Annotated in this window: 19 protein-coding genes; 16 read left to right on the forward strand and 3 right to left on the reverse strand. The window is 53.7% G+C overall.

Annotated elements, in window-relative coordinates; translation table 11 throughout:
• The first annotated feature begins 26 nt into the window (after positions 1 to 26).
• Together ACMGDE_RS12075 and hpt are read left to right on the forward strand one after the other, a co-directional pair.
• Positions 27 to 2,114 (forward strand): transglycosylase domain-containing protein, encoded by a 2,088-nt coding sequence (locus ACMGDE_RS12075; protein ID WP_436833041.1) that lies wholly within the window; start codon positions 27 to 29, stop codon positions 2,112 to 2,114.
• The gene (hpt, locus tag ACMGDE_RS12080) at positions 2,111 to 2,644 is read left to right on the forward strand and encodes a hypoxanthine phosphoribosyltransferase (protein WP_436833042.1); all 534 of its coding nucleotides are present in this window, start codon (positions 2,111 to 2,113) and stop codon (positions 2,642 to 2,644) included. The genes ACMGDE_RS12075 and hpt overlap by 4 nt, the downstream gene beginning before the upstream one ends.
• Here the strand turns inward: hpt and ACMGDE_RS12085 are convergent.
• Positions 2,629 to 2,982, reverse strand: coding sequence for an MGMT family protein (locus ACMGDE_RS12085; protein ID WP_436833043.1), 354 nt, complete (start codon positions 2,980 to 2,982; stop codon positions 2,629 to 2,631). The two genes, hpt and ACMGDE_RS12085, sit on opposite strands and share 16 nt — an antisense overlap.
• A gap of 135 nt (positions 2,983 to 3,117) precedes the next feature.
• Here ACMGDE_RS12085 and ACMGDE_RS12090 point away from each other — a divergent pair, with 135 nt between their 5' ends.
• The 14 genes from ACMGDE_RS12090 (at position 3,118) to ACMGDE_RS12155 (ending at position 17,552) form a co-directional block, all read left to right on the forward strand.
• Entirely contained in the window at positions 3,118 to 4,515 is a 1,398-nt protein-coding gene (locus ACMGDE_RS12090; RefSeq protein ID WP_436833044.1) for a 3-keto-disaccharide hydrolase, read from the forward strand.
• Positions 4,516 to 4,564: 49 nt separating this feature from the next.
• On the forward strand, positions 4,565 to 5,581 hold the full coding sequence (locus ACMGDE_RS12095; RefSeq protein ID WP_436833045.1) for a DUF4271 domain-containing protein: 1,017 nt from the start codon (positions 4,565 to 4,567) through the stop codon (positions 5,579 to 5,581).
• A 10-nt stretch (positions 5,582 to 5,591) separates the two neighbouring features.
• Positions 5,592 to 6,365: a uroporphyrinogen-III synthase gene (locus tag ACMGDE_RS12100; RefSeq protein WP_436833046.1), complete on the forward strand. Its 774-nt coding sequence runs from the start codon at positions 5,592 to 5,594 to the stop codon at positions 6,363 to 6,365.
• 264 nt (positions 6,366 to 6,629) lie between these two features.
• Entirely contained in the window at positions 6,630 to 7,937 is a 1,308-nt protein-coding gene (porK, locus tag ACMGDE_RS12105; RefSeq protein WP_436833047.1) for a T9SS ring complex lipoprotein PorK/GldK, read from the forward strand.
• A 45-nt stretch (positions 7,938 to 7,982) separates the two neighbouring features.
• Positions 7,983 to 8,780 carry a type IX secretion system motor protein PorL/GldL gene (porL, locus tag ACMGDE_RS12110; RefSeq protein WP_436833048.1) on the forward strand — a complete coding sequence of 266 codons (798 nt, stop codon included), beginning with the start codon at positions 7,983 to 7,985 and terminating at the stop codon, positions 8,778 to 8,780.
• Positions 8,781 to 8,827: 47 nt separating this feature from the next.
• A complete protein-coding gene (porM, locus tag ACMGDE_RS12115) occupies positions 8,828 to 10,354 on the forward strand; it encodes a type IX secretion system motor protein PorM/GldM (protein ID WP_436833049.1) in 1,527 nt (508 codons plus the stop codon).
• A gap of 62 nt (positions 10,355 to 10,416) precedes the next feature.
• On the forward strand, positions 10,417 to 11,385 hold the full coding sequence (gene porN, locus ACMGDE_RS12120; protein WP_436833050.1) for a type IX secretion system ring subunit PorN/GldN: 969 nt from the start codon (positions 10,417 to 10,419) through the stop codon (positions 11,383 to 11,385).
• Positions 11,386 to 11,552: 167 nt separating this feature from the next.
• On the forward strand, positions 11,553 to 12,419 hold the full coding sequence (locus ACMGDE_RS12125) for a cupin-like domain-containing protein (RefSeq protein ID WP_436833051.1): 867 nt from the start codon (positions 11,553 to 11,555) through the stop codon (positions 12,417 to 12,419).
• Between the two features lie 91 nt (positions 12,420 to 12,510).
• Positions 12,511 to 12,651, forward strand: coding sequence for a DUF6728 family protein (locus ACMGDE_RS12130; RefSeq protein ID WP_436833052.1), 141 nt, complete (start codon positions 12,511 to 12,513; stop codon positions 12,649 to 12,651).
• Between the two features lie 44 nt (positions 12,652 to 12,695).
• On the forward strand, positions 12,696 to 13,085 hold the full coding sequence (locus tag ACMGDE_RS12135) for a RidA family protein (RefSeq protein ID WP_436833053.1): 390 nt from the start codon (positions 12,696 to 12,698) through the stop codon (positions 13,083 to 13,085).
• Complete coding sequence (locus ACMGDE_RS12140) at positions 13,086 to 13,985, forward strand: EamA family transporter (protein ID WP_436833054.1); 900 nt, start codon at positions 13,086 to 13,088, stop codon at positions 13,983 to 13,985. It begins immediately after the preceding gene.
• 19 nt (positions 13,986 to 14,004) lie between these two features.
• Positions 14,005 to 16,110, forward strand: coding sequence for an ATP-dependent DNA helicase RecG (gene recG, locus ACMGDE_RS12145; RefSeq protein ID WP_436833124.1), 2,106 nt, complete (start codon positions 14,005 to 14,007; stop codon positions 16,108 to 16,110).
• 7 nt (positions 16,111 to 16,117) lie between these two features.
• Positions 16,118 to 16,822: a GNAT family N-acetyltransferase gene (locus ACMGDE_RS12150; RefSeq protein ID WP_436833055.1), complete on the forward strand. Its 705-nt coding sequence runs from the start codon at positions 16,118 to 16,120 to the stop codon at positions 16,820 to 16,822.
• A gap of 145 nt (positions 16,823 to 16,967) precedes the next feature.
• Positions 16,968 to 17,552 carry a hypothetical protein gene (locus tag ACMGDE_RS12155; protein WP_436833056.1) on the forward strand — a complete coding sequence of 195 codons (585 nt, stop codon included), beginning with the start codon at positions 16,968 to 16,970 and terminating at the stop codon, positions 17,550 to 17,552.
• Positions 17,553 to 17,633: 81 nt separating this feature from the next.
• Here the strand turns inward: ACMGDE_RS12155 and ACMGDE_RS12160 are convergent, their stop codons facing one another.
• Positions 17,634 to 20,279, reverse strand: a complete 2,646-nt coding sequence (locus ACMGDE_RS12160; protein WP_436833057.1) for an outer membrane beta-barrel protein — start codon at positions 20,277 to 20,279, stop codon at positions 17,634 to 17,636.
• Between the two features lie 3 nt (positions 20,280 to 20,282).
• Positions 20,283 to 21,311: a FecR family protein gene (locus ACMGDE_RS12165; RefSeq protein ID WP_436833058.1), complete on the reverse strand. Its 1,029-nt coding sequence runs from the start codon at positions 21,309 to 21,311 to the stop codon at positions 20,283 to 20,285.
• Between the last annotated feature and the right edge of the window lie 4 nt (positions 21,312 to 21,315).

A 21,315-nucleotide genomic window follows, 5' to 3' on the forward strand; every position in this document is an offset into this window, starting at 1 on the left:
GGATAATCCGCTTTGTCAGGAATCGTATGTTTGCGCAATTTATAAACAGTATCGTCAGTTTTTTTACTAAAATCACCAAAAAACAATTGATCATTGGCGGTGCCATCGTCGGCGCGTTACTCGTGATCGGGGCGATTGCGTTTGCCGTAGCATACCACAAGCGCGAGTCGCTGCTCGCCTCAACGATTGCGCGGATCCAATCCAAGATGGCGGATGACTATCAAATAGACCTATCCATCGGAAAGGCCTATTTTTCGGGGCTTACGACGGTCACCATGGAAAATGTCAAGGCGACGCCCCGCGGCCGGGACCAGCTGGCGGGTGTCGACAACATATCCATTAGCGTACGCCTCCTTCCGCTGATCACCGGTGATGTGAAGTTCGGTCGCTTGCGCGCCCACGATGCCTTCATCCAGCTCGTCAAAAAGGACAGCATCAGCAATTATGATTTTGTTTTCAAGGGGAGAGACACCCTTCAGCGGAAGGAGCCGGATCTTGGAGAAGAAAAACCGGGCATCAACATGGCCCAAGCCGTCAACCGCATGCTCAATAATGTGCTCTACAAGATCCCCAAAGACATGGAGCTCCGCAACTTCGTGGTCACCTACCGCGATGACAGCACCCGCCAGCGCATCAGTGTACCCAAAGCCGACATCGACGACGGCGACCTCACCTCGGCGGTATTCCTCAACGACAACAAAGCCGCTTGGCAGGTTTCGGGAAAACTGAATCCCAACAAGCGCCAGCTATACGTAAAAGTACATGCCAACGGGCAGCAGATCGCACTGCCCCTGCTGGAACGGAAGTTTGGATTGAAGCTCAGCTTCGACACAATTGAAGCCCGCTTGCGCGAAGTGTTTTGGACCAACAACGAATTTTTGCACATCAAAGGAGAGTGGGCCGTCAAAAACCTGACCGTCAATCATTGGCGTATCGCGCAAAAAGACGTAGTGGTGCCCGATGCCCATATTGATGCCGAGCTGGTGGTGGGCGATCAGGACGTGGAGCTCTCCAAGACATCGACCGTCACCGTCAAAAAATTACAGTTCCATCCGTACATCCGCTATACCGCTGGCCCCAAGAAGACGTATGCATTTGCCGTGGAAACCCCTGAAATGGCAGCCCAGGACTTGTTCGACGCGTTTCCCCGAGGCCTTTTCGAATCGCTGGAAGGCCTACGGGTTTCCGGTAATATTCAGTACCAGCTGGAAGCCTTTCTGGATACCGAAAATCCGGATAGTGTGCAGTTCAACTCCAATATGAAGGAGACCGACTTCAAGGTCAACGCCTGGGGCAAGGCCAATGTCCCCAAACTCAACACCTCGTTTGTCTATACGCCCTACGAAGATGAAAAACCCGTGCGCGACATCGTCGTCGGTCCGGAAAACCCAACATACGTTCCCCTTAGTCAGATATCGCCCAACATCAAAAACGCCGTCCTCACCACGGAAGACCCCTCGTTTTTCACACACAATGGGTTTGTAGAAGAAGCCATCCGGACGTCCATCGCCATCAACTACAAGGAAAAGGCCTTCAAACGCGGGGGCAGCACCATCTCCATGCAATTAGTGAAGAACGTTTTCCTCAACCGTAACAAAACCGTCGTACGGAAACTGGAAGAAATCCTCATCGTGTGGCTGATGGAAAGCACCCGGGCTGTCAGCAAAGACCGGATGTTTGAGGTATACCTCAACGTCATCGAATGGGGTCGCAACGTCTACGGCATCGGCGAAGCGGCGCGCCATTATTTCGGCAAGCACCCCTCGCAGCTCAGCATCGGGGAGGGCATCTACCTGGCCAGCATCGTGCCTCGTCCCAAGACGGGCCTATATTCGTTCACTTACGACGGTAGCCTCAAGCCGTACATCGTGCGTTATTTCAACTATATCGGCGACATCATGGCCCGGCGAGGCCTCACACAGCCGGATACCGCGGGCAGCTATGGCTTTTATGCAGTAAGCCTACGCGAACCCCTGCGTCCGGCCCGGCCAGCTGCTATCGACACCCTGCAATTGCGGACACCGCCGACAGACTTCGAAACCGAGCTGGAGCAAGTGCGGGGCCTGCTGGAGCGGGTCTTCGGAAAGGAGAAAAAACAGGAAGAAAATCCATGAAGGTAATGATAAACGATCGCGAATTTGAACGCATCATCGATTATAACCAAATCAAGAAACGGATCCGGCTCATTGGCATACAGCTCAACGTAACCTATGAGCACCAGCATCCGGTCTTCTTGGGGGTACTCAATGGCTGCTTCATGTTTATGGCTGATCTCATGAAGGAAATCAACATCCCCTGCGAACTCTCTTTCATCAAGCTATCGTCTTACGACGGCAGCACCCGGCGCGAGCAGGTAGACGAGCTTATGGGGCTGGATGTTGACCTCCGGGGGCGTGAAGTCGTCATCGTGGAAGATATCGTGGACACCGGCCATTCGCTGAAGCATACCCTCGACCTCGTGCATGCGCAGCAGCCGGCCGCTGTCGCCGTATGTACCTTGCTGCTTAAGCCCGATGCGATGACGCACCGGTTTGACAACATTGCCTACGTCGGATTCGAGATAGGCAATGACTTCGTCGTCGGGTATGGGTTGGATTTCAGCGGCATGGGACGCACGCTGCCGGATATCTACCGGGCGGTATGAGGTGGCGTGGGATCCCAGAACACCCGCTCAAAATCGACCACCTGATCATCGCGTACTTCCACCCCTTCGTTTTCAAGCAACTGCTGCATCAATGTGGGGCTGCCGAATGCGCGCTTGCCGCTGAGCACACCTGCGCGGTTGACCACCCGGTGCGCCGGTATGGGCGGATATGCCGTGTGCGCCGCACGCATGGCGTAGCCCACCATGCGGGATGATCCCGCCGTGCCCAGCGCGCGGGCAATGGCACCGTAAGAGGTAACCCGCCCCTCGGGAATCTGGCGGACGAGTTGGTACACCCGTTCAAAAAAATTGGCTGTCTGATCTGCTTGCTTACCCATGTTTACGACATCGTTTTCGTAAAAAAAGCAGGATATATGTCCAGCTTCGTTGAAAAATCCCTATAATTGAGCAAGAAATCAATTATAATTACGTACCACAAAGCTAAGGCTTTTGGTCACTTAACCAATAGGTTTATGGACACATCATTTCGCAGCAGCCAACGGAAACTTCGTGCATTGCTTGTTTATTGCTTGGCGGGCACTGCCCTCATCGCCTGCACCACCACGGCCAACGATGGCTGGGTGTCTCTTTTTGACGGCAAAACCCTCAACGGATGGAAACGCATGGGCGGCGAGGCACCCTATGCGGTCGAAAACGACGCCATCGTCGGCACCATGACCGCTGGCACCCCCAATTCGTTTCTCATCACCGAAAAGGAGTATGGCGACTTCATCCTGGAGCTCGACGTGAAGCTGGAGGGCGAGACCACCAACTCGGGTATCCAGACCCGCAGCCACCTGGACCAAGCGGCTAACGATGGCAAGGGGCGTATCTTCGGCAGGCAGGTGGAGATCGATCCCGCACCCCGGGCGTGGACCGGCGGCATCTATGATGAAGCCCGCAGGGGGTGGCTGTATCCGCTCGATCTGAATGAGCAAGCCAAGACCGCTTATAAAAAGGATGACTTTAATCACATCCGCATCGAAGCCATCGGCAACGAAACCAAAACCTGGGTAAACGGCGTTCCCACAGCCCATGTGATCGACACCATTGATGCAACGGGATTCATCGGATTGCAGGTACACAGCATTGGCGACGAATCGTTGGCCGGCAAAAAAGTGTATTTTAAAAACATCCGGATACAAACCGAAAACCTGCAGCCGCAGGCATTTCCGGCGGACGTCTATACCGTTAACTTGGTGCCCAACAACCTCTCGGACAGCGAGGCAAAAAATGGCTACAAGCTGTTGTTCGACGGGCAGAGCAACGCCGGATGGGTAGGCGCCTACCAAGATGCCTTCCCCGAAAAGGGCTGGCAGATCAGCGATGGGGCCATTACCGTATTGCCTTCCGATGGGAGTGAATCTACCCATGGCGGGGATATCGTCACGGTGGGGGAATATGCCGCATTTGATCTATCGTTTGAATTCAAGCTCACCGAAGGGGCCAACAGCGGCCTCAAGTACTTCGTCACCCTCGCCGAAAACAATACCGGATCGGCCATCGGCCTGGAATATCAGGTACTGGACGATGAACGGCACCCCGATGCGAAAATGGGTCGGGACGGCAACCGTACGCTGGCCTCGCTCTATGACCTCATCCCTGCAAAAAAGACAGGCCGTATGCTGCGCAAGATCGGCGAGTGGAATAAGGGCCGGGTGGTCGTCCGGCCAGATAATACCGTGACCCACTACCTCAACGGCGAACAGGTCGTGCAGTATGTCCGCGGTTCAGACGACTATAAAAAACTCGTTGCGGGCAGCAAGTATAAAGATTGGGACAACTTCGGGCAAGCCGAACGCGGGCATATCCTCTTGCAAGATCATGGCAACAAGGTGAGTTTCAGGAATATCAAGATCAAGGAATTGTAAAGACTAAATTCTTCATTTTTCCCTACCTTTGCCGAATATGCGTGGGCCAATGAAGTTTCTTTTTGCATTATTGATTATCCTCCCCGTGTGGTTATCCTCAGGAAGAGCGTCGGCGGCCCCGCGACAGGAACAAGAACAACCGCAACAAGAACAGCCGCAGCAGGTCCAACCCCGAAGGGTTTCCGCTCAGGTGGCGCGCGATTCGATTCGGCAAGCGCGGCTGGCCGAAAAACGACGGCTTGCCGATTCCATCAAGCATGTACAGGATTCGCTGACCATGCAGTTTATCGGATTGCCCGATCCCGGCAGGCCAAACCGGTTTGCCGACAGCCTGCGCAAGATCGTGGTCGTCGAAAATGGCGATTTCATCAGCTGGCTGGCGTTTGCCGGCACCTTGCAAGCGCAACTAACGCCCGACGCAGCGAAAGCCTCCCGGGAGCGGTGGATCTTGATCACCATCGGCGTGTTGCTGCTGTTTCTCGGCATCGTACGGGCAGCCTTCTCCAACGAGGTGCTATCCATCATTCAGGCATTTTTTAGTGACCGCATGCTGCTGCAGATCAACAAGGAAGATACGCTGTACAGTTCATGGCCCTTTGTCTTTCTGTATATCCTGTTCGGATTTGCGCTGGGGATGTTTATCTATTTGACCAACCGTTACTACCTGGGAACCGCGTATAGCGGCATGGAAACTTTTTTTGGCACATCGATTTTCGTGATGTTGCTATTCATCCTCAAGATCCTGGTCACCCGGTTCCTGGGTTTTGTTTTTGACATACAACGCATCGTACGCGAATACGTATCGATATTGTACCTCAGCTATTTCAACGCAGCACTGGTATTTCTGCCCATTATACTGGCGCTTAGCTTGGTTCCCCAACACCATATGGCCTGGCTTATCCCGATGGCATTGGCCGTTGTGCTCGGATTGTTCATTTTCCGCTTTGCCAAAACCGCCAACAACCTATTGACCAGCCATCGATTTTCGAAATTTTATTTATTTATGTATCTTTGCTGCCTCGAAATCGCCCCGGTACTTATTTTAATTAAAGTGCTCGATAAATAACGTAAAAAACATGCAAGTGTCAGAAGCTGATAGAGCAAAGAAAGTAAAAAGCATTTTAGTAACGTTGCCTAAGCCCGAAAATGAAAAATCGCCGTACTTCGCTTTGGCACAAAAGTACAACCTGAAATTGGACTTTAGGGCGTTCATCCATGTCGAAGGCGTGCCTGCCCGTGACGTGCGCAAAGAGCAGCGGGTCAATCTCGCCGATTTCACAGCGGTCATCTTCACCAGCCGCAATGCGGCCGATCATTTCTTCCGTATCTGTGAGGAAATGCGCTACGAAGTTCCCGCCGACATGAAGTATTTCTGCCTGTCGGAAACCATTGCCCTTTACCTTCAAAAGTACATCCAATACCGCAAGCGCAAGATCTTTTTCGGCAAGCAGACCGCCAAGGACCTGGCTGATGTACTGAAGAAACATGCCAAAGAGAAATTTCTATACCCCTGTTCCGATGTTGCCAATGAAGAAACCTTTAATTGGTTACAGGAAAACGGCTATAACGTCACCCCGGCTGTGCTCTTCCGCACGGTGGTCAGCGATCTTTCTGACCTGAAAGATGTTTTCTACGACATCATCGTCTTTTTCAGTCCCTCCAGCGTGCAGTCGTTATTCGAGAATTTCCCCGATTTCAAACAAAACAGCACCCGCCTTGCCGCCTTCGGACCCAGCACCCATCAGGCGATCGTCGACCGGGAGCTTATCCTCGATATCGCGGCTCCTACACCGGAAGCCCCCAGCATGACAATGGCGGTGGAGCAGTACATCAAAATAGTAAACAAATAACTTTTTTAAAATTTCTTTTCGTTCGTCAAGAAAATCCCATTTCTTTTAATAAATTTATGGCCGCTATCCCACTTGGGGCAGCACGTGTTCATCTACTGGAAACGCTATTTTGACGATGTCAGAAAGATAAGTACTTTTGTGCGACAAGCACAAACTGCCGACGTTGCAGGGCTTTGGTTTGCACGTACGGTTGTTAATGAGTTATAATCATGGGGTTTTTTATCAAATGCGATGTGTTCCTGTCATACCGATAAATACAGCTAAATGAATAAACGATTTTTACCTATACTATCCATTGTCATGCTCGCTGCGATGGCCGCTGGTTGCAGCCGGTCGGGAGGGGGAGAGCTTGTCGGTGTGAAACGTGAACGGCTGAAGACCAACAAGACACCACATGGCATGGTGCTTGTTCCCGGCGGCACCTTCATCATGGGTCAGTCTGACGAAGACATCACCTTTGCCCAGATCGCCCAGAACAGGCAAGTCACGATCTCCTCATTCTACATGGATGACACCGAAATATCCAACAGCGAGTACAGGCAGTTTGTCAACTGGGTGCGCGATTCCATCATGATCTATAACTACCTGCAAGACGACAGTTACTTCGTTCAGGTCGAGGGCACCAATGAGCGGTATATCGACTGGTCCAAGGTAAATAACGGCAAACGCTCGCTGTGGAACTCGAAAGACCAGGCGGTACGCGAGCGCACACGGCAGATGTACTACCAGGGAGAAGACCGGATCTTCGGCAAGGATGAGCTTGATGTCCGCCTGCTGCGCTACCATTACGAGTGGTATGACCTGCGCGCGGCCACCGCTGCCAAGAGCGACCCTACCAAGACGCGGTCAGACTTTATCCGGCGCGACACCATTTTAGCCTATCCGGATACCACCGTGTGGCTCAATGACTTCAGCTATGCCCAAAACGAACCCATGGTAGAGGGGTATTTCTCGCATCCGTCTTTTGATGAATATCCCGTGGTGGGTGTGACGTGGCGGCAGGCGCAAGCATTTAATACCTGGCGTTCGCGGCTTTTTGAAAACCACCAGAAGAGCCGTAAGGGCGGAGGCCGTGAAATCCGGCAGCCCTATATGCTGCCCTCCGAAGCGGAATGGGAGTATGCTGCCCGCGGCGGACGGATCGGCTCACAATACCCTTGGGGAGGCCCCTCTGCCCGCAATGCCAAGGGTTGCCTGATGGCCAACTTCAAGCCCGGACGAGGAAATTATATTGACGACGGCGCGGCCTACACCGCCCCCGTCTATTCGTACTTCCCCAACGATTTCGGCCTGTACAACATGGCGGGCAATGTCTCCGAGTGGACATCGTCTTCCTTCAACGAATCGGCATCGTCATTTGTACATGACATGAACCCGACCTATCGGTATGATGCGAAACCCGGCGATCCGCAATCCCTGCAACGCAAGGTAGTGCGGGGCGGTTCATGGAAAGATATCGGATATTTCCTCCAAAATTCTGCACGTGCCTACGAATACCAGGATACGTCCAAATCGTATATCGGGTTTAGAAGCGTATCCGCCTTCCCGGGCGTCGATCCTATGAACAACTAACAAGAACATCATAATCAACATTGAACATTCATCTTATTTAACACAATGGCAGCTAAACGTAAATTTAAGGTAGGGATTAACAACATCGTCTCATGGGGCGCAACCGTGGTCATTATCGGGCTGATGGCTAAACTGCAGCACTGGCCCGCCGGCGATTGGTTAATTATAGCGGGGCTTGGAACGGAAGCCATTTTGTTTTTCCTCCTCGGCTTTCAATCGGAGGAGCAAGATGTAGACTGGACACGTGTGTACCCCGAATTGGCGGAGGATTATCAGGGCGAACTGCCCCAGGCATCGGCACGGCCGGTGGCCAACGTGGGCACCACCGCTGCGCTCGACAAGATGCTGCAAGACGCCCAGATCAGCCCTAACCTGATCGGGACGCTGGGCGATGGACTGCGTTCGTTCGGTGACAAGGTAGCGGCCATATCCAATGTGTCAGACGCTTCACTGGCCACTTCGCAATTTACAGACAAGTTGAAAAATGCCACAGTGGGCTTCGACAGGCTGAATGTCGCCTTCGAAAAAGCTTCGGCTGACCTGGCCAACATTGGCAACGCCAGCACCGATGCCAAGACCTACCAGGAGCAGGTCGGCAAACTGGCCAACAACCTGCAGCAGCTCAACACAGTATACGAACTGGAGCTCAAGGAATCCGGCGAGAAGCTGAGAAGCATTACCCAGCATTATGACAGTATTGCGAAAACCCTGCAAAATTTTGGCGAATCTGCCTCCGATACCCAACAGCTTAAAGAACATGTAAGCCACCTGAATAAGAGCCTGGCTTCGCTCAATGCTATTTACGGCAATATGCTGGCGGCGATGAACCAACCCCGCGTGTAATTTATTGATGAACTAGAAATCCCAACCTTAAGCAAGTAAATTACACAATGGCAGGAGGAAAACAGACACCAAGGCAACGAATGATGGGTATCCTATACCTGGTTTTGTTGGGATTGGTCGCATTGAACGTCAGTGACTCAGTGCTTGACGCTTTTAAAAATCTCGCAACCAGTTTAGGCACATCCACCCAGAATACCCAGGAAGGAATAGACAACATGTTCAACGCTTTCCGTGCTACCAAATTAAAAGATGAGCCCGAACGGGCTAAACCGATATTGAGCAGGGCCGAACAGGCAAGCCAGCTGGCCAGCAACCTTTCTACGCATATTGATTCGCTCAAGACGCTGCTCGAACAGGAAGGCGGCGGTCAGAATGAAGCCACCGGCGATATCCGCAAGCGCGACAACCTCAGCATCAGTCCGCGTATCATGATCAAGCAACAGGAAAAACGGGCCCAACGGCTACGCGACCTGATCAACGAAACCCGCCAGCAATTAATGCAGCTATCCAACAATGAGGTATCCTTTTCGCTCGATGCACAGGATCCCCCAGCACGGGGCGGCATCAAGAAGACTTGGGAGCAAGCCAACTTCGGTGATGGGATACCGCTCACTGCTGCCATTACGGCATTGGAGAAAATAAAAGCCGATGTCAAAAACGCCGAAGCCACCGTGGTGAAACATATCTTCGGCGAGATGGACATGGCCGTGGTAAACCTCGATCGGTTTGCTGCCGTAGCCGTGGCACCCTCTTCTTATGTTATCCAGGGGCAGCCTTACACGGCGCAGGTATTCCTCACGGCATATGACTCCAAGGCAAACCCCGAGGTATCCGTCGGCGGCAGTGTCTTACCCGTGACCGATGGGCAGGCCACCTATTCTGTCAACACGGCGAAAGAAGGGGTCTTCAATTGGACGGGCACCATACGGGTCAAACAGACCGATGGCACCGTCAAGGAATACCAAACCGCTCCGCAGAGCTACCAAGTAGCACGGCCCTCGGCTGTGGTCTCACCAGACGCGATGAACGTACTGTATATTGGCGTAGACAACCCCATCTCGGTGTCTGCTCCAGGTATTCCCAAGGAAAGCCTGGCCGTGAGCGGCCAGGGCGTCTCCGTCTCGGGCTCTGCCGGCAAATACGTAGCCCGCGTCACGCAGCCCGGCACGGCCAGCATCAGCGTATCCGCCAAGATCGGCGACAAAACGCAGTCCCTCGGTTCGACCAACTTCCGCGTAAAACGTATCCCCAAACCCCAAGCCAAGGTGGCCGGGCGGTCGGGTGGAGCTGTTGCTGCCGCGCAGATCAAGGGGCAGAACCGGATCTTCGCCGGGCTGGATGACTTTGAGTTTGACGCCAAGTTCAACATTTCACGGTTTTCGATGTTGATCCAGAAACCGCGGGTAGACCCGATGGGTCCATACCAAGGCACTAACGGCACCTTTTCGGGTCCCATGCAAAATGCAATGGGTTCGGTGGCTCCCGGATCCTTCGTGTTCTTTTATAACATCATTGCCGTCGGGCCGGATGGCATACAGCAAGAATTAGATCCCATATCATTCAGGGTCAATTGATTTTTTTAATAACACGCGCAAATGCCAAGCATTTTATCTAAGTTTGTACAAGGAGGTCAGCTATGAAAGTGTATGGTTTCTTCGTTTCAATGGTTGTTGGGCTTACTGCGTCTGCCCAGCAGGGCAACCTTTCCAATAGCACCAGCCCTACCCAGGCCGAAGAGCCGCCGGTAGACGGTTACTATGTCAAGTCGGACATCCTGGACCGCGAGGTTATCCCTTATTCTACGATACGGCCTACGGATGTCGCCTATATCAAACGCGTTTGGCGGGAGTTCGATGTGCGCGAAAAGATGAACACCCTATATGCCTCTCCCAAGTCGCGGCTCATCGATGTCATCATGGATGCCGTATTAGCAGGGGAACTCACCGCCTATGACCCTACGCCGACGGAGGAAGACCCTACGGGTGATAGCTTCAAGACTCGGCTGGCACCCGACCAGGTGCTGGGTCGATTCGGCGCGGACAGCACATTGGTGGAAGAGTATGACGAAAACGGCAATGTGGTGGCCTCCCATTTCGAAGCGGCGGCGTTCAACCCCGACGATGTCGTACGCTACCGTATCAAGGAAGACTGGATATTCGACAAGCAGCGCTCGGTATTCGAGCCCCGTATCATCGGCATTGCCCCGTTGGTCACGCCTAAGCTTGATGAAATCACGGGCGGCACAGGCGATTTCGGCGGGGAGGTAGCGCCCGAAGACATCCCGGCAGATGTCACCGGCCTAGATACCGGCAATGGGGCTCCCGACATCAGTGCAGACGCCTATCCGGCGTTTTGGATTTACTTTCCCGAAGCGCGGCACATCTTCGTCAATAAAGAAGTCACCTCCCGGCACAACGATGCCACAGGCCTGAGCTACGATGATGTGTTTATCAAACGCCTTTTTTCAAGCTATATCGTCAAACAGTCCAATCCGGAAGACCTGCGGATACGTGATTATGTCGACAACGGTTTGGAGCGTCTGTATGAGGCAGAGCGCATCAAAAAGAGTTTGGTTGATTTCGAAGAGGATCTCTGGTCGTACTGACAGCGACAATTCAACGCAAAAAAGGCACTTTTATTTTTTGGCACGTAAATAGTGATGCCCTCTTTATAATGCAAATGTAAAATTGATGTAAAGAAGGGTAGTGGATTTGAAGAATTCATAAGTTTGCAGTTAACGTTAACAATTAATTTACAAACAGATATTAAGTCGTGCAACTCAAAAAAGTAGAAAAGATCTCCGGGATTAGTTCGGCTGACTTCATTAAAAACCACCTTAACAAAGGTATACCCGTCATCATGGATGACTTTGTCAGCAAAGACAGTCCGGCATGGACCAAGTGGAATTATGACTATTTCAAGGAAATAGCCGGAGATACGGTGATTTCGTTGCATGGGAGGGAAGATGCGTCCAATGATCGAGCCGCTAGCGCTCCCGTTGCCAAGATGAAATTCAGTGAATACCTCGACATGATCGAGCGCGAACCGACAGATTTGCGCATTTTCCTGTTCAACCTCATGAAACTGAAGCCCGAGCTCAATCATGATTTGGTTTACAACGACGTGACCGGCGGAAAAGTACTGCAGTGGCTGCCTTATCTCTTTTTCGGAGGCGAGGGGTCCAGCACCCGCAACCACTTTGACATCGACATGTCACACGTGTTTATCACGCAATATAAGGGTGTCAAGCGCATCTGGCTGTTTCCGCTGGAACAATCGGATCTGCTGTACAAGTTGCCTTACAATTTCCACAGCATTGCCAACATCAAAAACCCGGACTACAACAAGTTTCCGGCGCTGAAGTACCTCGACGGATACGAGGCCGAGATCCATCCCGGCGAAACGCTGTTTATGCCTTCCGGGCACTGGCATTACATCCAGTATGTCACCGAAGGCTATTCCATCAGCGTGCGGGCGCTGCCCTCCAGGGTATACGATAAGTGGCGTGGATTCCGCAATTTGGTCATCACGCGTAACTTTGACAACACGATGCGGAAGATTTTCAAGGACCGGTGGTTCAACTACAAAATCACCGCCGCCAACAAACGTGCCGAGCGGGCGTTGAAACGAGTGCGATAGTACCTATCAAGCCCATCAAAATTTTCAACCACCCGGGGAAGTCTCCAGGGTGGTTGTTTTTTTCCGCAGACAACCGTAACTTCGTATCGTGATGTACTTTTTCAGGAAAAAAGATCCCAACAGGCCCAGCAGCTTCAATCTGCGGGTCATGCATGTGATAAACGCAACGGCCATCATCATGTTCCTGGCGGCTATTCTGTACAAAGTGATATCGCTCCTTTTTTTCGAATGAAAACGAACTGACGCATCCGTACGTACCTTTTCACCATCATTGCAATGTCCACGACCAACGAAATCATCAACACCACGCAAGCACCCGCCCCCATCGGCCCCTACAATCAAGCCATCAAAGCGGGCAACACCCTCTATGTATCCGGCCAAATCGCCCTGTCGCCTGAAACCGGACAACTCGTCCAAGGCACCGTGGCAGACGAAGCCCATCAGGTACTCCGCAACGTGAGAGCCGTATTGGACGCCGCGGGCTACCGCTTCACAGACGTAGTCAAGACGACCATCTTCCTCCGGGACATGGATGACTTCGCCGCCGTCAACGCCGTCTACGCGGAGTACTTCACCGAGCAGGCCCCTGCACGGGAGACCGTGGCTGTGGCCGGTTTGCCGAAAAACGTCAACGTCGAAATTTCCGTCATCGCCTATCAAGCATAAATGCACGGTCGTTTAAAATATTTCTCCGCTGCCTTCTTCGCCGCTGCCCTGTGGGGCTTTATGTCCATTCCCCTCCGCGCGATCAAGGCCTGGCCGGCAGAAGACATCCTGTATTACCGCATCTTCGCTTCGGTGATCCTGATCTGGTTATTTATTTTCATCTTCCGCCGGCGTCAGCTGCGGGCCGATGTGCAGCATATCGTGCAGCTGCCGCACCGCGAGCAGAAACGGCTGGGAGGACTCACGCTGATCGCTTCCTTGCTCATCATGGGCAATTGGTTTTCGTTTATCTACGCCGTCAACCACGTCAGCATCCAGTCCGCCGCCTTCGCCTACCTCGTCTGTCCGCTGCTGACCACCTTGGCCGGATTTCTCATCCTCAAGGAAGACCTATCGACCATCAAGAAGATCAGCATTGGTATCGCATTGGTCAGCGTCATCATGCTGGCGCGCGGCTCCCTGCTAGACGTATGCTGGTCGGTGGGCATTGCCTCCTTCTATGCCCTGTACCTCGTGACGCAGCGCGTCATCCAAGCCATTGATAAGCTCACCGTGCTGGCCGTGCAACTGCTGATATGCAGCCTGATGATCCTGCCCTTCCTCTTATGGCAGCAGCATCCCTTGCCCGTAGCCCCCCAATTCTGGCTGAACATTGTCATCATCGCGGTCATTTTCACGATCATCCCACTATACATGAGTATGTATGCCCTCAACGGCATATCATCATCCACCGTGGGCATCCTCATTTACATCAACCCCATCATCGCCTTTATGGTAGCCGTGGTGCATTTCCACGAACGCATCACTGCCCATCAGCTCGTGGCCTACGCCGTGCTGCTAGTAGCCGTTTTCCTATTCAATTGGGGCACATTCCGAAAAGTTATGCATAAATTCGCGTAAACCGTTGAACGAAACAGTTGTGGCCCCATTCAGCACCATAACCCCGATCGAATACCTCAAAGGTGTGGGTCCGAGCCGTGCCGAGGTGCTCAAAAGCGAGCTGGGCATCCACACGTTCGGCGACCTGCTGCGGCATTACCCATTCCGCTACATCGACCGCACGCAATACCACAAAATCCAACAGCTGCACCCCGATATGCCCGCGGCGCAGGTGATCGGGCGCCTCGTCCACCTCGAGGAGGCGGGCGAGCGCAAGGGCAAGCGCCTCATCGGCCATTTCAAAGACGACACCGGCATGATGGAGCTGGTATGGTTCCAAAGCATCACCTGGTTGAAGAAATCCCTGCAAGTGGGTGCCGCCTACATCATCTACGGCAAGCCCAACCTGTTCAACAATCAGCTGTCGATGACGCACCCCGAGATGGAGATATACCATCCCGGCGCCAAGCAGACCGGCAACCTCAGCCTGCAGCCCGTATACAGCGCTACCGAGAAGCTCAAGAAATACACCCTTGACACCCGCGGCCTGCAGCGCCTGCAAGCCGCCGCATTGGAAAGCATTGCTCCGCAGCTCGAGGAGACCCTGCCCGATTACCTGCTGCACACGCACCGGCTCATGCCGCTGCCCCAGGCCTTGGCGACCATCCATTTCCCGCGTGACCAGCAGGCACTTGCGCAAGCGCTCCGGCGGCTCAAGTTTGATGAGCTCTTTTTCATCCAGCTGAAGCTCCTGAAAAATAAATTGCTCAACACCCACAAATTCCGCGGCCACCGGTTCAATGTGGTGGGCGAGCGGTTCAACCGCTTTTACCACGAGCACCTCCCCTTTGCGCTTACCGGCGCCCAAAAACGGGTCATCAAGGAAATCCGCAAGGATACCGCTTCAGGAGCCCAGCTCAACCGCCTCGTGCAGGGTGATGTGGGCAGCGGCAAGACCGTCGTGGCGCTGATGAGCATGCTGCTGGCCGCAGACAACGGCTTCCAGAGCTGTCTGATGGCGCCCACGGAAATCCTCGCCCAGCAGCATTACCAAAGCATCCGGAAATTACTGGGCGGCGAGATCGCCACTGTGCAGCTGCTCACCGGCTCGACGCCCAAGAAGGACCGGCGTATCATCCATGCCCAACTGGAAGACGGCACGCTGCACATCCTCGTGGGCACCCATGCCCTCATTGAAGATGCTGTACGCTTCAAAAACCTGGGCTTCGTGGTCATCGACGAGCAGCACCGTTTCGGCGTGGAGCAGCGCGCCCGGCTATGGCGCAAAAACAGCATCCCCCCGCACATGCTGGTGATGACCGCCACGCCTATCCCCCGTACGCTGGCGATGACCCTCTATGGCGACCTCGATATCTCCGTCATCGATGAGCTGCCCGCAGGCCGCAAGCCCATCAAGACCCTACACCTCTATGAAAGCAGCCGCCTGCGCATGTTCGGCTTCATGAAAGAAGAGATTGCCAAGGGCCGACAGGTGTACATCGTCTATCCGCTCATCAAGGAAAGCGAAAAGATGGACCTGCTACACCTCGAAGCGGGACTGGAGACGCTGATGAAGGAGTTTCCGCTGCCCCAATACCACATCAGCATCGTACATGGCCAAATGCCCGTAAAAGACAAGGAGTTTGAGATGCAGCGGTTTGTCAAAGGAGCGACCCAGATCATGGTGGCCACCACGGTCATCGAAGTCGGTGTGGACGTACCCAACGCTTCGGTAATGGTCATCGAAAACGCCGAACGCTTCGGTCTGTCACAACTCCATCAGCTGCGCGGGCGCGTGGGGCGCGGAGCCGAACAATCCTACTGCATCCTCATGTCGGCCGCCAAGCTCGGCAAGGATAGCAAGCTGCGCCTGGAAACCATGGTGCGCATCCACGATGGCTTCGAGATCGCCGAGGTAGACCTGCAATTGCGCGGTCCCGGCGACATTGCCGGCACCCAGCAAAGCGGTGTACTGGACCTCAAGCTGGCCGACCTCACCACCGACCAGGCCCTGCTCACCGAGGCGCGTAACAGCGTCATCGGCATCTTCGACGATGACCCCTCGCTCGCCCGGCCCGAAAATGCTGTGCTGCGCGAATACCTCACCCGCAGTGAACCCGGCATCGCCTGGGAAAAGATATCGTAGTCCCATGATGAGCCACCCGCTAGACAACCCCGCATGGCACGCCCTGCACTCCGGCAACCGATCGCTTGCGCACGGCAACGGCAGCATCGCCTACTTCTGGCCCGATGTCTCCCCCTTCGCCGCCATGCAGGAAAACACAGTAGACAACCTCCACGTCCTGTACGAATCGGTTCCTTTTGACAGTCGCCTAGCTGTGCTCTCCCCCGCCGAAATCATGTTTCCGCCGCAGTGGAATGTGGTCGTGCGCATGAACATCTTGCAGATGGTCTGCACCCGGCCGGTCCAGCTGTCGGCAATATCAACAGGCGCAATCCCGCTGGAAGACGCCCATGTGCCCGATATGCTGGCGCTGACGAAGCTGACCAAACCCGGACCTTTTGCGCAGCACACCATCCGGTTTGGGCATTACGAAGGCATCTATGACGGAGGGCAGCTGGCTGCCATGGCCGGACAGCGCCTCCACCCCAAACCCTATGCCGAGATCAGTGCCGTATGTACCCATCCCGACCACACGGGCAGGGGCCTGGCCACCCAACTCCTGATGAGGCAGGTCCACCGTATCCAATCCGCAGGGGAGATTCCGTTCCTCCACGTCAAATCGGACAATACCCGGGCCATCCGCATCTACTCGGAGCTGGGCTTCGAAAAAAGAGCAACCATCCTCATCTACTTCATCAAGAAAAACACCGTTTCTCGATCCCGCTTCGTCTAGGGAAACCCGCCTTTCGTCTAATCGCCTTTCCTTTCGTCGACAATTAATGCCCGTTTGTCTATTATCGCCTTTTATGCGTGCAACGTTTTTCGGTGCCTGTCGTCTTATTTACAGAACGTCGAAAAAAAAACAAAATTCAATAGTCATGAAATCATTCGTAATGAGCGCCATTTTGTGCGCAGCAACAGTAGGCAGCAGCGTAGCGAGTACGTACACCGCCAACCACACCACGGAACACCGCACTGAGCGGACCATCGATCAGAAGACCGTCGCCGCCTTTAAAGAACTGATCGGCTTCCATCGGCGCAATGTCACCGTCCTTTGGAACCAGTATGGACTAGCCGAGGCACGCATCCGGGAAACCCGCGGTAACCATGCCGAGCTCGACCGAGACAAGGCATTCTTCATCGGTGTCTATCAGCAAGACATCGACAAGGGCATCCGCGTAGAGCAAAGCAAGAAGGCCATCGCCGAAATTGAGGCCATGTACGTCGAAAAGCATGCCCAGCGGGATGCTTACGAACAGAAAGAAATCGCCAAATTGCAGGCCATGCTGCAAGCAGAACTCCAAAAGGAGAAGAAAAAATTTGACAAGGCCAAGAAAAAGTATGCTGCCCTCGTCAACGATGAGACCCTGCCCCTCCTGCGCGAAGCAGAAGCCCAATTTTCAAAAGCCATAGCCCGCGCCAATAGCCTTGACACCCTGAATGCGGCCGTCGCGGCACGATAAGCAAGCCCTCCGCGGAGTATATATAGATCAGGCAGCCCCCTTTATGCAGGGAGGCTGCCTTTGTTTTGGGAGAATTCCCGATCAATTCCCGATCCGCTGCTGCTCGTCTTCGGCGCTTTGTTCGATTTTCTTATTGCTGAATTTCTTGCCCGAGGTGAAGGTATAGCTGAAGGATAGGCCAACCGTGCGCGTAGGCCTTTTCTGATAAAAGTAGATCGTGGTGCCGTTATCCTCCGTGACGTTTTTTTCTCGAGCGGTATTCAGCACGTCGGTGATCGACAGCCGCAGGCGGCCCCGATCTTGGAGCAGCCGCTTGGTATACCCGATATCCACGGCAAACTGGTTGGCCATCCGGGAGTTTGCAGTGATATAGGGCGACCGGTAATAGGCAAAGATGTCCGCATCGCCGATCTTCTTGATGTTGAAGACCTGAAACGTGGTAGCGTTGAAAGACGCCCGGCGGTAATCGACATCTTGTAGACGATAGCGCGTGGTAAACGCATGCAGGTTGTTGGTCATAGACCACCAGCTTTTCACCTTGATGGGGGCAAACAAGCTCGCCCCATAGGTGTAGCTATTGTCAAAATTGCGGATCTGGTATTCGATTATCTTGTCCACCGACTCCGCATACTGAACCATCATGTTGCTTGTCGTCGCGAAATACACATCAAACGATAGGCCACTGCCCCACGTGATGCCCGTTTCCACCTTATTCGTGTATTCCGGCAGGAGGTCCGGATTGCCGATCTGCGCCAGGTAATCATAAAATTGCAGGCGATACGGATTGAGCGCGGCAAACGATGGCCTGCTCAGCCTACGGGTATAATTGAGCAGCAAGGACGTCTTCTTGGCGCTATCCAGCTCATGCATGATGAACACTGAAGGAAACAGGTTGAGGTATGATCGCCGAAATGCGATGTCAGCCGTCACCGAATTGCCATCCATGATCGTTTGCTCGGCCCGCAGTCCCAACTGCGCGCTGGTACGCTTATATTTATGTTCCAGTGATGTATAGCCCATCACCAGCTGCTCGTTGTAAAGAAAGCGGTTGCTGCGCCCCGGATCCAGCACCCAGTCATCGGCGATGAAGTTTTCGTGGAGGACCTCATTGTCGCGATTAGTCGATGTATACTTGACCCCCACCTTCAGCTGCATCCGGTTGCTGAACAGCTGCGTGAAATCCGTTTGAGCGCTGTATAGCCGTGTCGTACTCGGCGTCGCATTGCGAAAGGTGGCATCCTGCTGCGGGTCGTCATACTGCGACCTGAACAAGTTGGTATTCGGATTTTCACTGTACATATAATCCGCTATGAATTTCAGTCCCGATCCCAAGCTATCCGTTTTCAACGAATAATTCAGCGTGGAGCTGCCAAACAGCGGCGTCCTCGTCCACTCCGAATTGGCTAGGCCGCCCACCACCTCCTGCTCATCCGTCAATGCAATGTCGGTATCGAAATATTGGAGCATCCAACCCTTATTAATGTTAGTCTGAAGGCCGATGGATTGATTTGCACGGAAGTCATACACCGCCCCTAAGCGTAGCATGGCCCGGTCGTTGTTGTTGTACCGCGCGGTGAAACTATTGTATACGCTCTGATCCGGATAATGAATATCATTCGTGGCGATATATTCACTCTGGTCCTTGCCATAGCTCGCCGACCCGAAAGCGTAAAAATCCTTGATTTTATAATTCACGGTGGTCGCTATCCCATAGAGCGGGCGCTCCACCTGCTGCCGATACTGGGTATTCACCGAGCCCATAAACCCTTCGTTGCGCCCTTTTTTCAGGATGATATGCACAATTCCACCGGAGCTTTCCGCCTCAAACTCAGCCGGAGGATTCGGTAGGATCTCAATTTTCGAAATATCTTCCGACCGCAGCGCCCGCAAGTACTCCGCCAGGTCGGTAGCCGACATGCGCTGCACCACATCGTTCACCATCACCAATACCGATTGGCCGCGCAGGCTGATCGCACCGTTGGGATCCACCCACAGGCCGGGTGATTTCTGCAGGATTTCCAGGCCGTTGCTTCCATTTTCAAGTACACTACCCTCGACATTGACAATAAAGCGGTCGGCCCGCCGCTCAACAGCCGGTTTCTGCGCATTCACCTGCACCTCGTTGAGCGTATAGTGTTCGCGTACCAAACGCAGGTCGGCCACCGACGCCGTATCCGGATAGATAAACCGCATTTCGGCAGGTTTATACCCGATGGCCGAGAGCCGCAGGGCATACGTCTGACCCGTTTTGAAAGCATGGTGGAGCCGGAATTGTCCCTGTTTATCTGTATTCGTACCCGTCAGAAACCGGTTGTCGGCGAACAAACGCACCGATACATAAGGTGCTCCCCCGCTATCGGCATCGAAGACACGACCCGTCAGTGCCGGTAGCATCATATCCTTCGGTTCATCCATGCCCTGCATGCTCCGGGCGCCCACCACTAACAAGTTACCCGATAGTTCGCGATAAAACAAGCCATGTGGTGGCAATATCTTATCGAGCAGGACCGTAATCGTGTATTCACCCGCCGGAAGTGAAACCGCCAGGTCTTCTTTCACCACATCATCGCTGAAGACCACCCGGTACGTCGACCGCTTGGTGATCTGGTCCAATACGGACACTACCGACTGCTTCCCCGATCTGATGCTAATGGTGCCCTCCTGTGCCGCACACCAGGGGCAGCACCAGCCGAAGAGGAGTAAACTGATGAAAATCTTCAATGTCATGGCCTATTCGATGATTACCAGCTTATCTCCTTCCATCCGGTACTGAAATGGGTACGACAGCCGAAGCGCCTCCAACACCTGTTTCAGGTCTACATCATCGAACGTGCCGCTAAAGCGTTTATCTTTCAATGCCTCCTTCCGTATCTCAATCTTTACTGCGTATTTTTCCTCCATTTGCACCACGAGGTCTTTCAATTTCTGCTTCCGGAAGACCAGCGAATCGAGGTCCCGCGACCATTTCACCTCTGCCAGCAGCGAATCCATGGGTAGCGACAGCAGGCGGATGTGTGACTGTCGCTGCGTATCCCAGCCGACCTCCAGTTTCTGGAGCGGCTTGAGTAACATCTTTTTGCCCGAGCCATCGGTTGTGGTCACTTCCACTACCCCCTCAATCAACGACACGGATGCCCTGGGCGTACCCTCATAAGCGTGTACATGAAACGTGGTACCCTTTACCGCTACCCTCAGCTGGCCGGCCCGCACCACCAGCGGTACCCGCTCATTTTTGGCCACCTCAAAATAGGCCTCACCTTTCAAGATGATCTCCCGCTTATCGGCCCCGAAATCCCCATTGTATCGGATGCTTGAAGCATGATTGAGCACTACGGTGGTGCCGTCATCTAGGGTAACCCACTGTTTTTCGTTTGCCGTGGCGATTTCCGCCCATGCCGGGCGCGCCGATCGGTCCGTATATTGGTAGACCGCCCACCCGATGCTACAGCATAGGAACACGGCCGCCGCAACCCGCCGCCAGCGGACCGGTTTTGTACCGGCGACCGGCCGGCCGCTTAGGGTATCGGCTGTGATTGCCGGCGCATCTGCCGCTTCGATCGTATCCCATATATTGGTCAGTTTGATCCGGTTGGCCATGCTGGGCCGGGATGCTGTGCGGAAATACCGCGTCAGCACATCAGCTTGGCGCCGGTATGCCGCGTTGGCCGCCAACATCTCCCTGAATTTCTGTTCTTCCGCGGCCGGTAGCCCATCGGTGAGCCTGCGCGATAGTGATCGTATGAAGTCTTCTTGGTTCATGACA

Source organism: Parapedobacter brassicae, assembly GCF_051400755.1.
Lineage (GTDB): Bacteria > Bacteroidota > Bacteroidia > Sphingobacteriales > Sphingobacteriaceae > Parapedobacter.

Bases quoted from the DNA above. Each gene is read 5' to 3' on its own strand.
- ACMGDE_RS12095 (WP_436833045.1), top strand. From the start codon at position 4,565: ATGAAGTTTCTTTTTGCATTATTGATTATCCTCCCCGTGTGGTTATCC.
- ACMGDE_RS12155 (WP_436833056.1), top strand. From the start codon at position 16,968: ATGAAATCATTCGTAATGAGCGCCATTTTGTGCGCAGCAACAGTAGGC.
- ACMGDE_RS12160 (WP_436833057.1), bottom strand. From the start codon at position 20,279: ATGACATTGAAGATTTTCATCAGTTTACTCCTCTTCGGCTGGTGCTGC.
- ACMGDE_RS12085 (WP_436833043.1), bottom strand. From the start codon at position 2,982: ATGGGTAAGCAAGCAGATCAGACAGCCAATTTTTTTGAACGGGTGTAC.
- ACMGDE_RS12075 (WP_436833041.1), top strand. From the start codon at position 27: ATGTTTGCGCAATTTATAAACAGTATCGTCAGTTTTTTTACTAAAATC.
- porK (WP_436833047.1), top strand. From the start codon at position 6,630: ATGAATAAACGATTTTTACCTATACTATCCATTGTCATGCTCGCTGCG.
- ACMGDE_RS12150 (WP_436833055.1), top strand. From the start codon at position 16,118: ATGAGCCACCCGCTAGACAACCCCGCATGGCACGCCCTGCACTCCGGC.
- ACMGDE_RS12135 (WP_436833053.1), top strand. From the start codon at position 12,696: ATGTCCACGACCAACGAAATCATCAACACCACGCAAGCACCCGCCCCC.
- porL (WP_436833048.1), top strand. From the start codon at position 7,983: ATGGCAGCTAAACGTAAATTTAAGGTAGGGATTAACAACATCGTCTCA.
- ACMGDE_RS12090 (WP_436833044.1), top strand. From the start codon at position 3,118: ATGGACACATCATTTCGCAGCAGCCAACGGAAACTTCGTGCATTGCTT.
- ACMGDE_RS12165 (WP_436833058.1), bottom strand. From the start codon at position 21,311: ATGAACCAAGAAGACTTCATACGATCACTATCGCGCAGGCTCACCGAT.
- porN (WP_436833050.1), top strand. From the start codon at position 10,417: ATGAAAGTGTATGGTTTCTTCGTTTCAATGGTTGTTGGGCTTACTGCG.
- ACMGDE_RS12130 (WP_436833052.1), top strand. From the start codon at position 12,511: ATGTACTTTTTCAGGAAAAAAGATCCCAACAGGCCCAGCAGCTTCAAT.
- porM (WP_436833049.1), top strand. From the start codon at position 8,828: ATGGCAGGAGGAAAACAGACACCAAGGCAACGAATGATGGGTATCCTA.
- hpt (WP_436833042.1), top strand. From the start codon at position 2,111: ATGAAGGTAATGATAAACGATCGCGAATTTGAACGCATCATCGATTAT.
- ACMGDE_RS12100 (WP_436833046.1), top strand. From the start codon at position 5,592: ATGCAAGTGTCAGAAGCTGATAGAGCAAAGAAAGTAAAAAGCATTTTA.
- ACMGDE_RS12140 (WP_436833054.1), top strand. From the start codon at position 13,086: ATGCACGGTCGTTTAAAATATTTCTCCGCTGCCTTCTTCGCCGCTGCC.